This is a genomic window from Brachybacterium ginsengisoli (assembly GCF_002407065.1).
In the GTDB taxonomy this organism is placed as follows: domain Bacteria; phylum Actinomycetota; class Actinomycetes; order Actinomycetales; family Dermabacteraceae; genus Brachybacterium; species Brachybacterium ginsengisoli.
In genome coordinates, this window is the sequence record NZ_CP023564.1 from 2,117,251 (window position 1) to 2,132,215 (window position 14,965).

The 14,965-nt window shown below is 72.4% G+C and carries 12 protein-coding genes; all 12 read right to left on the bottom strand.

From position 1 onward, the window contains the following. Nucleotides 1–28: 28 nt before the first annotated feature. Nucleotides 29–1,507: a glutamate synthase subunit beta gene (locus CFK41_RS09435; protein WP_096799427.1), complete on the bottom strand. Its 1,479-nt coding sequence runs from the start codon at nt 1,505–1,507 to the stop codon at nt 29–31. Beyond that, the gene (gltB, locus tag CFK41_RS09440) at nt 1,500–6,080 is read right to left on the bottom strand and encodes a glutamate synthase large subunit (RefSeq protein ID WP_096799428.1); all 4,581 of its coding nucleotides are present in this window, start codon (nt 6,078–6,080) and stop codon (nt 1,500–1,502) included. Before gltB ends, CFK41_RS09435 begins: the two co-directional genes overlap by 8 nt. 117 nt (nt 6,081–6,197) lie before the next feature. Continuing rightward, nucleotides 6,198–7,130, bottom strand: a complete 933-nt coding sequence (gene lgt, locus CFK41_RS09445; RefSeq protein WP_096799429.1) for a prolipoprotein diacylglyceryl transferase — start codon at nt 7,128–7,130, stop codon at nt 6,198–6,200. 13 nt (nt 7,131–7,143) lie between these two features. Further along, on the bottom strand, nt 7,144–7,977 hold the full coding sequence (trpA, locus tag CFK41_RS09450; RefSeq protein WP_096799430.1) for a tryptophan synthase subunit alpha: 834 nt from the start codon (nt 7,975–7,977) through the stop codon (nt 7,144–7,146). Continuing rightward, on the bottom strand, nt 7,974–9,365 hold the full coding sequence (gene trpB / locus CFK41_RS09455; protein ID WP_227873025.1) for a tryptophan synthase subunit beta: 1,392 nt from the start codon (nt 9,363–9,365) through the stop codon (nt 7,974–7,976). The genes trpA and trpB overlap by 4 nt, the downstream gene beginning before the upstream one ends. Beyond that, on the bottom strand, nt 9,362–10,195 hold the full coding sequence (gene trpC, locus CFK41_RS09460) for an indole-3-glycerol phosphate synthase TrpC (protein ID WP_096799431.1): 834 nt from the start codon (nt 10,193–10,195) through the stop codon (nt 9,362–9,364). Before trpC ends, trpB begins: the two co-directional genes overlap by 4 nt. A 68-nt stretch (nt 10,196–10,263) precedes the next feature. Then, nucleotides 10,264–10,731 carry a DUF2752 domain-containing protein gene (locus CFK41_RS09465; protein ID WP_096799432.1) on the bottom strand — a complete coding sequence of 156 codons (468 nt, stop codon included), beginning with the start codon at nt 10,729–10,731 and terminating at the stop codon, nt 10,264–10,266. Next, entirely contained in the window at nt 10,728–11,042 is a 315-nt protein-coding gene (locus tag CFK41_RS09470; protein ID WP_096799433.1) for an HGxxPAAW family protein, read from the bottom strand. The genes CFK41_RS09465 and CFK41_RS09470 overlap by 4 nt, the downstream gene beginning before the upstream one ends. A 111-nt stretch (nt 11,043–11,153) precedes the next feature. After that, nucleotides 11,154–11,786 (bottom strand): Trp biosynthesis-associated membrane protein, encoded by a 633-nt coding sequence (locus CFK41_RS09475; protein ID WP_096799434.1) that lies wholly within the window; start codon nt 11,784–11,786, stop codon nt 11,154–11,156. Next, nucleotides 11,783–13,375 (bottom strand): anthranilate synthase component I, encoded by a 1,593-nt coding sequence (locus CFK41_RS09480; RefSeq protein WP_151904723.1) that lies wholly within the window; start codon nt 13,373–13,375, stop codon nt 11,783–11,785. The genes CFK41_RS09475 and CFK41_RS09480 overlap by 4 nt, the downstream gene beginning before the upstream one ends. Further along, the gene (gene hisI / locus CFK41_RS09485) at nt 13,372–13,758 is read right to left on the bottom strand and encodes a phosphoribosyl-AMP cyclohydrolase (RefSeq protein ID WP_096799435.1); all 387 of its coding nucleotides are present in this window, start codon (nt 13,756–13,758) and stop codon (nt 13,372–13,374) included. Before hisI ends, CFK41_RS09480 begins: the two co-directional genes overlap by 4 nt. Then, complete coding sequence (gene metK, locus CFK41_RS09490; RefSeq protein WP_096799436.1) at nt 13,755–14,963, bottom strand: methionine adenosyltransferase; 1,209 nt, start codon at nt 14,961–14,963, stop codon at nt 13,755–13,757. Before metK ends, hisI begins: the two co-directional genes overlap by 4 nt. Between the last annotated feature and the right edge of the window lie 2 nt (nt 14,964–14,965).

The window sequence follows — 14,965 nt, forward strand, 5'->3', positions numbered from 1 at the left end:
GGCATCGCGTGTTCTGTGCCCCAGTCTTTCACATTGTGACGGGCTTCTCGCCGGGGTCCACGGGTCGAGGCAGCGAGGTGCTCCCCATCAGGTGCTCGTCGACCGCCGCGGCGCACGAGCGTCCCTCGGCGATGGCCCACACGATCAGGCTCTGGCCTCGGGCGCAGTCGCCGGCGGTGAACACGCCCGGGACGTTCGTGGTCCAGTTCGCGTCGTGCACGATGTTGCCGCGTGAGGTCATCTCCACTCCGAGGGAGTCGAGCAGGCCCTCACTGCGCGCCGCGGTGAAGCCCATGGCGATGAGCACCAGCGTGGCGGGCAGCACCGTCTCGGTGCCCGGGGTGGGCACACGGGCGCCGTCCACGTACTGGGTGCGGGCGACCCGCAGTCCGGTGACCGCGCCCGACTCGTCGACCTCGAAGCCGGTGGTCGAGGCGAGGTACGAGCGGTCGCCGCCCTCCTCATGGGCGGTGGAGACCTCGAACAGCACCGGATGCACCGGCCACGGCTGGCTCTCGTCGCGCTCGGAGGGCGGCTGGGTGCCGATCGCGAGAGTGGTCACCGAACGGGCGCCCTGGCGCAGCGCGGTGCCGAGGCAGTCGGCGCCGGTGTCGCCGCCGCCGATGATCACCACGTCCTTGCCCTCGGCGGAGATCGGGTCCTCGATCCAGTCGCCCTCCACGAGACGGTTCGCCTGGGTGAGGTAGTCCATGGCCGGGTGGACGCCGGTCGCCTCGCGGCCCGGCACGGTCAGCTCGCGGGGCACGCTCGCGCCGGTGGCGAGGACGACGGCGTCGAAGCGGGCGCGCAGCTCCTCCACGCCCAGGGCCCCCTCCCCCGTCCCGCCGACATCGATGCCGGTGCGGAAGCGGGTGCCCTCCTCGCGCATCTGCTGCAGGCGGCGCTCCACGTGGCGCTTCTCCAGCTTGAACTCGGGGATGCCGTAGCGCAGCAGGCCGCCGAGGCGGTCGTCGCGCTCCAGGACCACGACGGAGTGCCCGGCACGGGTGAGCTGCTGCGCGGTCGCGAGACCTGCAGGGCCCGAGCCCACGACGGCGACGGAGCGGCCGGTCTGGCGGGTGGGGACGACGGGGCGCACCCAGTCCTCGTCGAAGGCGCGGTCGATGATCGAGACCTCGACGTTCTTGATCGTCACCGGCGGCTGGTTGATGCCCAGCACGCAGCTCGACTCGCAGGGTGCCGGGCAGGCACGACCCGTGAACTCCGGGAAGTTGTTCGTGGCGTGGAGGCGCTCGCTCGCCTCCTGCCAGTCGTCGCGGTAGACCAGGTCGTTCCACTCCGGGATCAGGTTGCCCAGCGGGCAGCCCTGATGGCAGAAGGGGATGCCGCAGTTCATGCAGCGTCCCGCCTGCCGCGAGACGACGTTCAGGGTGCCCTTCTCCCGGGCCTCGTACACCTCGCGCCAGTCCATCAGGCGCAGCGGCACCGGCCGACGGGCGGGCAGCTCGCGATCTCGCTCGCGCAGGAATCCTCGCGGATCAGCCATGGGTAGCCTCCAGGATCTCGTTCCAGACATCGTTCGCATCGGGGTCGTTGCCCCGGGCCACCGCGTCCTCTCGGAGCGCGGTGATGGTGAGGAAGGCGCGGGGCGCGATCTCGGTGAGCCGGCCCAGCAGCTCCTCCTCGTCGGCCAGCAGCGCCTTGGCGCGGTCCGAGCCGGTGCGGGTCGCGTGGTCGCGCACCGCCTCGAGCACGAAGTCGCGGTGATCCTCGCGCACCGGCCCGATCTCGAAGCCGGCGGCGTCGGCCGGGTTCAAGCTGGCGCGGTCCAGGTCGAGCACGAACAGGGTGCCGCCGCTCATGCCGGCGCCGAGGTTCCTGCCCGTCGGCCCGAGCACGAGGATCGCGCCTCCGGTCATGTACTCGGCGCCGTGGTCGCCGATGCCCTCGACCACGAGGGTCGCCCCGGAGTTGCGCACCCCGAAGCGCTCGCCCGCGGCGCCGGCCAGCAGCAGTCGACCGCTGGTGGCGCCGTAGGCGCAGGTGTTGCCCGCGATCGGGGCGGAGGTGAGGGACGGCGCGGTGCCGGCGCCGTGGCCGACGGCGATGATGCCGCCGGAGAGGCCCTTGCCGATGTAGTCGTTGGTGTCACCCGTGAGATGCATGCTGATGCCGCACGGGAGGAAGGCGCCGAAGGACTGGCCGCCGGTCCCGTCGAGGTCCAGCACGATGGAGTCGTCCGCCAGGCCGTCCCCGCCGGTGCGACGGGTGACCTCATGGCCGAGCAGCGTGCCGGCGCTGCGCTGGATGTTCCGCACGGTGTCCTGCAGGCGCACCGAGGACTCCGTGCCGTCCAGCACGGCGTCCGCCGCGGCGATCCAGGGATGGTCCGGGGCCCGGCCCAGCTGGTGGTCCTGTCCGCGCCGGCGGCGCGGGTGGTCGCCCTCGTGGATGGTGGGCTCGGCGAGGATCGCGGCGAGGTCCAGGCCGTCGCGCTTGGCGGCGCCGAGCACGCTCTCGGAGCGCTCGTCCTCGGACAGGGAGAGCAGGTCCCGGCGGCCGATGGCCTCGTCGAGGCTGCGCAGGCCGAGCGCGGCGAGGTGCTCGCGCACCTGCTCGGCGACGAACTGGAAGAAGGTCACCACGTGCTCGGCCTTCCCGGTGTAGCGCGCACGCAGCTCCGGGTTCTGGGTGGCCACACCCACCGGGCAGGTGTCCAGGTGGCAGACGCGCATCATGACACAGCCCGAGACCACCAGCGGGGCGGAGGCGAAACCGTACTCCTCGGCGCCCAACAGCGCGGCGATGATCACGTCGCGCCCGGTCTTCATCTGGCCGTCGACCTGGACCGTGATGCGGTCGCGCAGTCCGTTGAGCAGCAGGGTCTGCTGGGTCTCCGCCAGGCCCAGCTCCCAGGGGGTGCCGGCGTGCTTGAGAGAGTTCAGCGGGCTCGCGCCCGTGCCGCCGTCATGGCCGGAGATGAGCACCACGTCGGCATGCGCCTTCGAGACGCCCGAGGCGACCGTGCCCACCCCGAAGCGGGAGACGAGCTTGACGTGCACGCGGGCCGCAGGGTTCGCGGACTTCGCGTCGTGGATCAGCTGCGCCAGGTCCTCGATCGAGTAGATGTCGTGATGCGGCGGTGGCGAGATCAGGCCGATGCCGGGCGTGGAGTGCCGCGTCCGCGCGATCCACGGGTACACCTTCTCCGGCGGGAGCTGACCGCCCTCGCCGGGCTTCGCGCCCTGGGCGATCTTGATCTGGATGTCCTTGGCGAAGGTGAGGTACTCGCTGGTCACGCCGAAGCGGCCCGAGGCGATCTGCTTGATCGCGCTGCGCCGGGCGGGGTCCCGGAGGCGCTCGGGATCCTCGCCCCCTTCGCCGCTGTTGGACATGCCGCCCAGCTGGTTCATGGCGATGGCGAGGGTCTCGTGCGCCTCCTGGGAGATCGAGCCGTAGCTCATCGCCCCGGTCATGAAGCGTCGCGTGATCTCCTCGACGGGCTCGACCTCCTCCAGCGGGACGGGCGGCAGGTCCCCGGTGCGCAGTCGCAGCAGGCCGCGCAGGGTCATAAGGCGCTCGTGCTGGTCGTCGACCTCGTCGGTGTAGCGGCGGAACTCCTCGTACTGCCGCGTGCGGGTGGAGTGCTGGAGGCGGAAGACCGCCTCGGGGGTGAAGAGGTGCGGCTCACCCTCGCGGCGCCACTGGTACTCGCCGCCGACGGGCAGGTTGCGGTGCGCGGGCACCTGGCCGTCCACGGGGTAGGCGAGCGCGTGGCGGGCTGCGGTCTCGGCGGCGATGACGTCGAGCGTGATCCCGCCGATGCGGCTGATGGTGCCGGGGAACCAGGTCTCCACGAGCTCCTGCGAGAGGCCCACGGCCTCGAAGATCTGCGCGCCGCGGTACGAGGCGACGGTCGCGATGCCCATCTTGGACATGATCTTCAGGACGCCCTTGCCGAGAGCCTTGTTGAGGTTCGCGACCGCCTGCGCGGGGGTCAGATCGCTGATCACTCCGCGGAGCACGAGCTCCTCGACGCTCTCCATGGCGAGGTACGGGTTGATGGCGCTCGCGCCGTAGCCGATGAGCAGCGCCGCGTGGTGGACCTCGCGCACGTCGCCGGCCTCCACCAGCAGCGCCGCGGAGGTGCGGCGGCCGGTGCGCACCAGGTGGTGCTGGACGGCGCTGGTGAGGAGGAGCGAGGGGATGGGGGCGAGGACCTGGTTCGCGTCGCGGTCCGAGAGCACCAGGAAGGTCGCGCCCTCGTCGATCGCGGCCACGGCCTCCTCGCAGATCTCCTGGAGACGCTGCTCGAGGGCCGCTGTGCCGCCGCCGACGGGGTACAGGCCGCGCAGTCGCACCGTGTGGAAGTCCGCGGTGGCGGGGTTCGCGTCGACCGCGACGATCTTGGCGAGCTCGTCGTTGTCCAGGATCGGGAAGTCGAGCCCGAGCTGGCGGGCGTGCTGCGGCGTGGCGTCCAGCAGGTTGCGGGAACGACCGATCGCGACGCCCAGGGAGGTGACGATCTCCTCGCGCAGCGAGTCCAGCGGCGGGTTCGTCACCTGCGCGAACATCTGCGTGAAGTAGTCGAACAGCAGCCGGGGGCGATCCGAGAGCACGGCGATCGGCGTGTCCGTCCCCATGGCGCCCAGCGGCTCGGCGCCCTTGGAGGCCATCGGCGCCAGCAGCACGCGCAGCTCCTCCTCCGAGTAGCCGAAGGTCTGCTGGCGCCGCACCACGGAGGAGCGGGAGTGGGTGATGTGCTCGCGGGAGGGCAGGTCCGCCAGCGCCACCTTCTGCTCGCGCACCCAGGTGCCGTAGGGGTGCTCGGTCGCGATCTCCTGCTTGAGCTCGTCGCTGGGGACGATCCGTCCGGCCTCGAGGTCGACCAGGAAGATCTCGCCCGGCGCGACGCGGCCGGTGCGGATGACGGTGCTGCGCGGGACGTCGGTCAGCCCGGTCTCGGAGCCGAGGATGACGAGGTCGTCCTCCGTGATCCAGTAGCGCAGCGGGCGCAGACCGTTGCGGTCCAGCCGGGCACCCACCTGGTTGCCGTCGGTGAAGACCACGGCGGCTGGGCCGTCCCACGGCTCCTGGAGCGCGGCGTGGTACTCGTAGAAGGCCCGCAGGGTCGGGTCCATCGAGTCGTCGTTCTCCCACGGCTCCGGGATCAGCATCATCAGCGCATGCGGGAGGCTGCGACCGCTCAGGTGGAGCAGCTCGAGCGCCTCGTCCAGGCCGGCTGAGTCGGAGGCACCGAGGGCGTTCACCGGCAGCAGGCGCTCGAAGTCCTCGCCGAAGGCGTCGGTGGCCATGGTGCCCTCCGCCGCACGCAGACGGTTGCGGTTGCCGATCACCGTGTTGATCTCGCCGTTGTGCGCGAGGGCGCGGAACGGGTGGGCGAGCGGCCAGGCCGGGAAGGTGTTGGTGGAGAAGCGCGAGTGCACGATCGCGAGCTCCGAGGTGAAGCGGGGGTCGCGCAGGTCGGGGTAGAACTCGTCGAGCTGCTCGGGGGTGAGCATGCCCTTGTAGACCAGGACTCGGGTGGACAGCGAGGGGAAGTACCCGCCGGTGCTGTGCTCGACGCGGCGACGCACCGCGAAGGCGGCGCGCTCGAGGGCGAGGCCCGTCCGCTCCCCCGCGGCATCGGCGAGGAAGACCTGCACCATGTCGGGGCGCACGGCCTCCGCGGAGGGGCCGACCAGGCCGTCCGTGGTGGGCAGCTCACGAGTGCCCAGCAGGGTCAGGCCCTCCTCCTCGCAGAGCCGCTCGAGGGCCTCGAGGACCTCGGCGCGGCCGGCCGCGTCGCGGGGCACGAAGGCGGTGCCGGCGGCGTAGGCACCGCGCTCGGGCAGCTCGAGCCCGCTGACGGCGCGGAGGAAGGCGTCGGGCAGCTGGACCATGAGGCCGGTGCCGTCGCCCGTGTCCTCCTCGGCGCCGACGGCGCCGCGGTGCTCGAGGTTGCGCAGCGCGGTCAGGGCGTGCTGGACGATGTCGTGCCCGGGCTCTCCGCGCAGCGTGGCGATCATGGCCACGCCGCAGGAATCCACCTCGCTGGCGGGGTGGTACAGGCCCTGCGGGGCCGGGATGGAGGAGAAGCGGGAGGTGAGAGGAAGCATGACGCAGTATGCCCTTCCGAGGGTGGCGGCCGGTGACGGGATGGTCGGTGCCGACCCGCGCCCCGCTCCGAGGGGCGCCTCCCGTGGCGGCGATCTGCGTCGCGCGAGCGGGGGTCCCTAGGAGCCGGGTCCGGGGTCGAGGGCGGGGCCGGAGGGCGGGGTGCCGGACTTCTCGACCTCGTCCTCGTCGGGCGCGTTGCCCTCGGTCTGCGCGGGGAGCTCGAAGGAGCCGTCGGCCGCGACGACCTCGCCGCCGCGCTGCTGCTTGCGATGGGTGAGCACGACGAACACCGCGATGCCGACGAGCGCCATCACGATCGCGACGAGGGTGTGGATGCGCAGCGGTCCGACCATCAGCACCGGCTCGGTGCGGATCGCGTCGATCCAGGCGCGGCCGGTGGAGTAGATCGCGACATAGGCCCAGAAGACCCGGCCGCCGGCCCACTGGTAGCGGCGGCTGAGCAGGAGCAGGATCGCGATGCCGACGAGGTTCCACAGCTGCTCGTAGAGGAACGTGGGGTGGTAGGTGCCGGGCTCGCAGCCGCCCAGGGTCTGGCCGTTGGTGACGCAGGTGACGTTCCATGCCCACCAGGTGTCCAGCGGCGGGCCGTAGAGCTCCTGGTTGAACCAGTTGCCGAACCGGCCCAGCACCTGCGCGATGAGGAGGGTCGGGGCGATGGTGTCCGCGAGCGCGGTGAAGGAGACGCCCTTGTGACGGGCCATCAGCCAGACCGCGAGCGCGCCGCCGGCGACCCCGCCGTAGATCGCGAGACCGCCCTGCCAGATGTAGAGCACCGCGAGCGGATCGCCGCCGGGGCCGAAGAACGGCTCCGGCGAGGTGAGGACGTGCCAGATGCGGGAGCCGACGATGCCGGCGACCACCGCGACGAAGACGATGTCGAACAGGGTGTCCCCATCGCCGCCTCGCGCCTCCCACCGCTTGGTCGCCCACCACATCGCCACGGCGATCCCCGAGAGAATGCACAGGGCGTAGAAGTGGATCGTCAGCGGACCGAGGGAGATCGCGGAGATGGACGGGCTGGGGATCATGTCCGTCCTCCGCTCAGGTCTGGGTGCGGGCGCGCTCTACGCCGGCCCGCAGGTCATCGGCCACCGCCGCGAGGGCGGTGCGGGCAGCCGCGTCGTCGCCCTCGTTCTCGAGGAGCGCACGCACGAAGGCGGACCCGACGATCACTCCATCAGCGTACGCGCCGACCTGCGATGCCTGTTCACCGTTCGAGACGCCCAGTCCGACGCAGACGTTCTTCGCCCCGGCCAGGCGCGTGCGCTCCACCAGGCCCTCCGTAGCCGCTGAGACGCTCGCGCGGGTCCCGGTGACCCCCATGGTGCTGGCCGCGTAGACGAACCCGCGTGTGTGGGAGACCACATGCTGGAGACGGTCGCGGGGAGAGCTCGGCGCGACCAGGAACACCCGGTCCACGCCGTGACGATCGCTCGCCGCGATCCAGTCCGCGCCCTCGTCGGGGATGAGATCCGGCGTGATCACCCCGGCGCCGCCCGCGGCCGCGAGATCGCGCGCGAAGGCGTCGGGCCCGTAGGCGAGGATCGGGTTCCAGTAGCTCATCACGAGGATCGCCGCGCCCCGACCGGAGAGCGCCTCGACGGCCTCGAGCACGTGCCGGGTCCGAGTGCCGCCGGCCAGCGAGGCGGAGGCCGCCTGCTGGATGACCGCGCCGTCCATCACCGGATCGGAGTACGGCAGGCCGAGCTCGATCATGTCGGCGCCGTGGTCGATGAGGATGCGGGCGGCCTCGATCGAGCGCTCCAGGTCGGGATAGCCCACGGGCAGGTAGGCGATCAGCGCCGCACGGTTCTCGGAGCGGGCGCGGTCCAGGACCTCGTCGGCGCGCAGCCGGACGGTGTCGGCGGTGGTCATCGGGTCTCCTCGTCGGTCGCTGCGGTCCCGTCCATGGCCTGCTCGGGCCGACGGACCGCCGGTTCGGGGCTGGTGGCGCGGGCGGCGGCCCGCAGCGCCGACAGGTCGGCGCGGGCGGGCTCGTCGCCCACCAGTCCGAACCACTGCGAGGCGGTGTCCACGTCCTTGTCGCCGCGGCCGGAGAGGCTCACCAGGATCACGGCGTCCTCCCCCAGCTCGCGGCCGAGCTGGAGAGCGCCGGCGAGGGCGTGGGCCGACTCGATCGCGGGCATGATGCCCTCGGTCATCGACAACAGCGCGAAGGCCTCCATCGCGGGCTCGTCGTCGACCGCGCGGTACTCGGCGCGGCCGATGTCTGCGAGCCAGGCGTGCTCGGGACCCACGCTGGGATAGTCCAGTCCCGCGGAGACCGAGTGGGACTCGATCGTCTGGCCGTCCTCGTCCTGCATCACGAAGCTCCGGGCGCCGTGCAGCACGCCGGCGCTGCCCCCGGTGATGGTCGCCGAGTGGCGGCCCGAGGAGATGCCGTCGCCGCCGGCCTCGCAGCCCACCAGGCGCACCAGCGGATCGGTGTCGTCGAGGAAGGCGTGGAAGATGCCCATCGCGTTGGAGCCGCCGCCCACGCAGGCGACGACCGCGTCGGGCAGGCGCCCCACCCGCTCGAGGGTCTGAGCACGGGCCTCCTCGCCGATGATGCGATGGAAGTCGCGCACCATGGCCGGGAAGGGGTGGGGCCCGGCGACCGTGCCCAGCAGGTAGTGGGTGGTCTCGACGTTGGCCACCCAGTCGCGGAAGGCCTCGTTGATCGCGTCCTTGAGGGTGCGTGATCCCTGCGTCACCGCGACGACCTCGGCGCCCAGCAGGCGCATGCGCGCCACGTTGAGGGCCTGCCGTTCGGTGTCCTGCTCCCCCATGTAGATGGTGCAGTCCAGGCCGAACAGCGCCGCCGCGGTGGCGGTGGCGACGCCGTGCTGCCCGGCGCCGGTCTCGGCGATGACGCGGGTCTTGCCCATGCGCCTGGTCAGCAGCGCCTGGCCGAGCACGTTGTTGATCTTGTGGCTGCCGGTGTGGTTGAGATCCTCGCGCTTGAGGAGGATGCGGGCGCCGCCGGCGAGCTGGGAGAAGCGCGGGGCCTCGGAGAGCAGGGACGGACGGCCCGTGTACTCGGCGGCCAGACGGCGCAGCTCCGTGGTGAACTCCGGGTCGATGAGCGCCTTCTCGTAGCACTCGGTGAGCTCGTCGAGCGCCGGGACCAGCGCCTCGGGCAGGAAACGACCGCCGAAGTCGCCGAAGTAGGGCCCGGCCTCGGAGCGCAGCTCCGAGGTGGGACGGGTGAGGTCCTGGAGGACCGGATCGCCGGTGACGCGATCGGTGTCGGGGCTGCTCATGCCTGAGCTCCTTCCGGGAGGGTGCGGCCGCGGCGGGCGACACGGCGGTACGAGCTGACGGCGGCGGCGGGGTCGCCGGAGGTGACCAGGGCCTCGCCCACCAGGACCGCGTCGGCGCCCGCACGGGAGTAGGCCTCCACGTCGTCGACGGAGAGGACGGCGGACTCGCCGATCGCGAGCGGGCCGGCGGGGATGCTGGTCAGAAGGTCCGCGGCGCGGTCGAGATCCACGCTGAGGTCCTTGAGGTTGCGGGCGTTGACCCCGATGAGGCCGGCTCCGAGGTCGAGGGCGCGCTCGAGCTCCTGCGGGGTGTGGGTCTCCACGAGGGCCTGCATGCCGAGTCCGGTGATGAGGTCGTCCAGGTCGCGCAGCTGCGCGTCGTCGAGGGCGGCGACGATCAGCAGCACCAGGTCGGCGCCGTGGGCGCGGGCCTCGAGCACCTGGTAGGGCTCGACCACGAAGTCCTTGCGCAGCACGGGAACGTCGACCCGGGCGCGGACCGCGTCCAGATCGGCGAGGCTGCCGCGGAAGCGGCGCTGCTCGGTGAGCACGCTGATGGCGGAGGCGCCGGAGTCCGCGTAGATCCCGGCCAGCTCAGCCGGCTCGGGGATCTCCGCGAGGGCTCCCTTGGACGGACTGGCGCGCTTCACCTCGGCGATCAGGCCCATCGTGGTGCCGTCGCCGCGCAGATGGGCCGCGGCGTCCAGCGCCCCCGGCGCCGCCTCGGCCAGGCGCGCGATCTCGGCATCGGGCACGGCGGCGCGTCGAGGAGCGAGGTCCTCCCGCACTCCGGCGATGATCTCGTCGAGGACGGTTCCGGTGGTGGTCACACAGGCCTCCTGCAGCAGGGGGACGGGGAGGCGCCGCACGGGCGCCGCCGGGGACGTCGGACGGGCGTTCAGGCGCCGACGTAGGAGATCGGTGCCAGGAACCAGAACATCGGCAGGTTCCTCAGCACGGCGTAGAGGACGACGATGCCTACCAGGACCAGCAGCACGGTCCGCGACGGCATCAGGTCGGTGCGCAGTCCGCGCCGGAGCCGCACGGCCCAGACGACCAGTCCGATGGCGGTCAGCGGGATCGCGATGGTCACCAGGGCGTTGCTGCGCAGTGCGAGCAGCAGGTCCCCGGCGAGCAGGGCGTGCACGGAGCGGATCGCGCCGCAGCCGGGGCAGTCCAGTCCGGTGAGCCGGTGCAGGATGCACAGCGGGATGTCGGTGCGGAACGGGTCGAAGACCAGCTGCACGAGCAGTGCGACGGCGAGCCCGGAGGCGCCGATCGCGACGGGGAGCAGGAACCGGCGCGGTCCGGGGACGGAGCCGAGGGCCACGGCCGCGCCGTGGTCCTCGCGCGCCGTCGAGGTCACCGCGCGTCGGCCTCTGCGGGCCGCTCGGAGCGCGCGTTGCTGTCGGCGCTGCCCTCGGCGGTCGCGGCGGCCTGCGCCATGCCATAGCGACGGGGCTGGCCGAGGCCCGCCACCGACAGCACCACGCCGAGGATCAGGGCGAGCAGCACGACGGCGGCGCCGATCCAGATGAGGATGCTCAGGCTCGAGACGACCATGCCGATGCCGATGCCGAGCGAGCCGAGCACGATGCCGAGGTTCATGGTCCAGGCCGCGACGGTCTTGCCCTCGTTGTGGTGGGGCGGCGGCGGCACGGTGTAGGTCTTCGGCATGATCCTTCTCCAGTCAGGGTCCCGGTCCAGGCCATTGTGCCACGCCGCCCGCCCCGCGGCGGCGCACCGTCCGCCGGGCCGGGCGCGGTGCCGCGGCCCAGGTGAGCGGCATCACCGGGAGGGAGGCGTCGACTCCGGTGCGGAGGGGTCCTCGAGGCTCGGATCCTCGCCGCGGGTGAGCGCGTCCCAGGCCGCCGCAGGGTCCTCGGAGGGATCTGCGGCGACGGTGACGGCGGCGCTGCGGTAGCGGTCCCGGCGCGGCCAGCTCCCTCCGGCGAGCAGCACCAGCACGCCGATCGCGGCGACCACGAGCGCGGGTGCCAGGGTGAGCAGCGGCCACGACGTCGCGTCGGCCGCGACCGTCGATCCCGCGACGCCGGTGCTCGAGGTGAGGGCGGAGGTCGCCGAGCTCACGGCGTCGCGATGGACCGCGAGCGCCGCCAGAGCGGCACCGATCCCGGTCAGGATCAGCACCGGACCGGTGAGGAAGCGCAGCCAGACCGAGGACAGCGAGGTCGCGAGGGAGGCGGCGATCGCCACGAGGGCGAGGGCGAGCACCTCCGGGGCCGCGTCCGCTCCGGACACGGCGACCTGCTGGACGGTGCCCGTGAGGTCGGGGCCCGAGGCCTGCACCCAGGTGGTCCGGGAGGTGCCGGCCAGCAGCGCGGAGAACGCGGTGCCGGCGAGCACGACCGTGCGTCGGCCGAGCAGACGGCGACGCGGGGCGGGAGCGGTGCCGGTCATGCCGGACGCAGCGTGTCGGCGGTGGCTGCGGCCCGGAGCGCCGCGGCCGCCTTCGACTGGGTCTCGCGGTGCTCCATGGTCGCGTCGGAGTCGGCGACCACTCCCCCGCCGGCCTGCACATGGGCGGTGCCGTCCTTGATGACGGCGGTGCGGATCGCGATCGCCATGTCCATGTCCCCGGCGAAGTCGAAGTAGCCCACGGTGCCGCCGTAGACGCCGCGCCGCACGGGTTCGAGCCGGTCGATGATCCGCATCGCGGAGGGCTTCGGGGCTCCCGAGAGGGTGCCGGCCGGGAAGGTGGCCCGCAGCGCGTCGTACGCCTCGACGTCCTCGCGCAGACGCCCGGTGACGGTGGAGACGATGTGCTGGATGTGGGAGAAGCGCTCGAGATGCATGAAGTCGCGCACCACCACCGTTCCCGGGGCGCAGAACTTCTGCAGATCGTTGCGGGCGAGGTCGACGAGCATGAGGTGCTCGGAGCGCTCCTTGGGATCGGCGAGCAGCTCGGCGCCCAGGCGCTCGTCCTCCTCCGGAGTGGCTCCGCGCGGCCGCGACCCCGCGATCGGATGCGTGGTGGCGGTGCTCCCGTGGACGCTGACCAGCGACTCCGGGCTGGCGCCGACCACATCGATCGGCTCGCCGTCGGCGTCGACGGTGCGCAGCAGGTACATGTACGGGCTGGGGTTCATGCGTCGCAGCACCCGATACACGTCCAGCGGGTCCGCGGCGACCGGCAGGGAGAACCGCTGCGAGGGCACCACCTGGAAGATCTCGCCGTCGATGATGTCGCGCACCGCCTCGTGGACGGCCCGCTCGTACTCGAGCTGAGAGGTGCGCGCCTTGGGCTCGACCTCGCGCACCGTCTCGTACACGACCGGGCCGCTGCGGAGCGGTGTGCGCAGGCGCTCGCGCATCGTCTCCAGACGGGCCAGGGCGTCGTCGTAGGCGGCGTCGACCCCGTCATCGGTGGCGTTGAGGTTCAGGGCGTTGGCGACGAGCACCACCGTGGAGTCGTGCGCGTCATGGACCACCACGTCCTGGGCCAGCAGCATCGAGAGGTCCGGCAGGCCGATCTCGTCCGGCGGCGAGTCCTCGAGCTTCTCCCAGTGGCGCACCGCGTCGTAGGCGACGAAGCCGACCATCCCACCGGAGAACGGCGGCAGGTGGGGCTGGCGGGCGGCGCGGAAGGCGCTGGTGACCGCGCGCAGCGCCTCGACGGGGCTGCCCGAGGTGGGAACGCCCGAGGGGACGTCCCCGCGCCAGTGCGCCTCGCCGTCGCGCTCGGTGAGCACGGCGCGGGCACGGGTGCCGATGATCGACCAGCGAGAGGCCTCGCCCTCTCCGGCGGACTCGAGCAGGAAGGTGCCGCGGGTCCCGCCGTCCGCGGTCAGCCGGCGGTACAGGGAGACGGGGGTGTCCTCGTCGGCCAGCAGCCGCACGCTGACGGGCACCACGCGCTGACGAGCGGCGAGAGCGCGGAAGGTCTCCCGGTCGGGCACGACGACGCCCAGCGCGTCGCCCTCCCGGCCGCCCACCTGCTCGGGGTAGGCCTCGGCGCCGGGGCTCGAGGGCGTGGTGGGATCGGTCATGCGGTGCGCTCCGTGGTGGGAAGGACGACGGCGTCGAGGTCGCCGCCGTCGAAGCAGGTGTCGGTGCCGCGATGGCAGGCGGCGCCGACCTGGTCGACGCGGACCAGCAGCGTGTCGCCGTCGCAGTCCAGGGCGACGGAGCGCACGAACTGCACGTGGCCGCTCGTGTCGCCCTTGCGCCAGTACTCGCTGCGGGAGCGGGACCAGTAGGTGACGCGGCCGGAGGTCAGCGTGCGACGCAGCGCCTCGTCGTCCATCCAGCCCACCATCAGCACGCGGCCATCGGTCGCATCCTGCACGACGGCGGTGATCAGTCCCGCCTCGTCGTGCTTGAGGCGGGCGAGGAGATCAGGGTCCAGGGCGGGGGCATCGGAGGCGGTCACAGTGCGCGCTCCAGCTCCCCGGCGCGGTCCGTGCGCTCCCACGTGAACTCCGGCAGCTCGCGGCCGAAGTGGCCGTGCACCGAGGTCAGGGCGTAGATGGGGCGCAGCAGGTCGAGGGCGTCGATCAGCGCGGCCGGGCGCAGGTCGAAGACCTTCCGCACGGCGGCCGCGATCTGGTGCGAGGGGACGCGGCCGGTGCCGAAGGTCTCGACGTACAGGCCCACCGGCTCGGCGACGCCGATGGCGTAGGCGACCTGCACCTCGCAGCGGTCCGCGAGTCCCGCCGCGACGATGTTCTTGGCGACCCAGCGCATCGCGTAGGCGCCCGAACGGTCCACCTTCGAGGGGTCCTTCCCGGAGAACGCGCCGCCGCCGTGGCGGGCCATGCCGCCGTACGTGTCGACGATGATCTTGCGACCGGTCAGGCCGGCATCGCCCTTGGGGCCGCCCAGCACGAAGCGGCCCGAGGGGTTGATGTGGGTGGTGACCGAGGAGGTGTCCAGGCCCAGGTTCTCGAGGCCCTCGAGCACCGGGGCGATGACCACCTTCGAGATCGCCGGTGCGAGCTGGCTGAGCAGGTCCACCTCGTCGCTGTGCTGGGTGGAGACGACGACCGCGTCGACGCTGCGCGCCACGCCGTCCTCGTCGTAGCCGATCGAGACCTGGGTCTTGCCGTCCGGGCGCAGGTACGGGAGCACGCCGTCGCGGCGGGCGGCGGAGAGGTTCGCGGTCAGCCGGTGCGCGGCGTGGATCGGCAGCGGCATCAGCTCGGGGGTGTCCCGGCAGGCGTAGCCGAACATGAGGCCCTGGTCGCCGGCGCCGAGCTTCGAGAAGGCCCCGGCGGCGAGGTCGCCGCGCGCCTCGAAGGAGGTGTCGACCCCCTGGGCGATGTCCGGCGACTGAGCCCCGATGGAGACCTCGATGCCGCAGGAGTCCGCGTCGAAGCCCTTGTCGGAGGAGTCATAGCCGATCTCGCGGATCACGTCGCGCACGATGGTGGCGACGTCGGTGTATCCGGTGGTGCGGACCTCTCCGGCGACATGGACCAGTCCGGTGGTCACCATGGTCTCCACGGCCACGCGGGCATCGCGGTCCTGGGCCAGGAGGTCGTCGAGGATCGCGTCGGAGATCTGGTCGCAGATCTTGTCGGGGTGGCCTTCGGTGACCGATTCGGACGTGAAGGTGCGCAGCTCGCTGGAGGTCATGG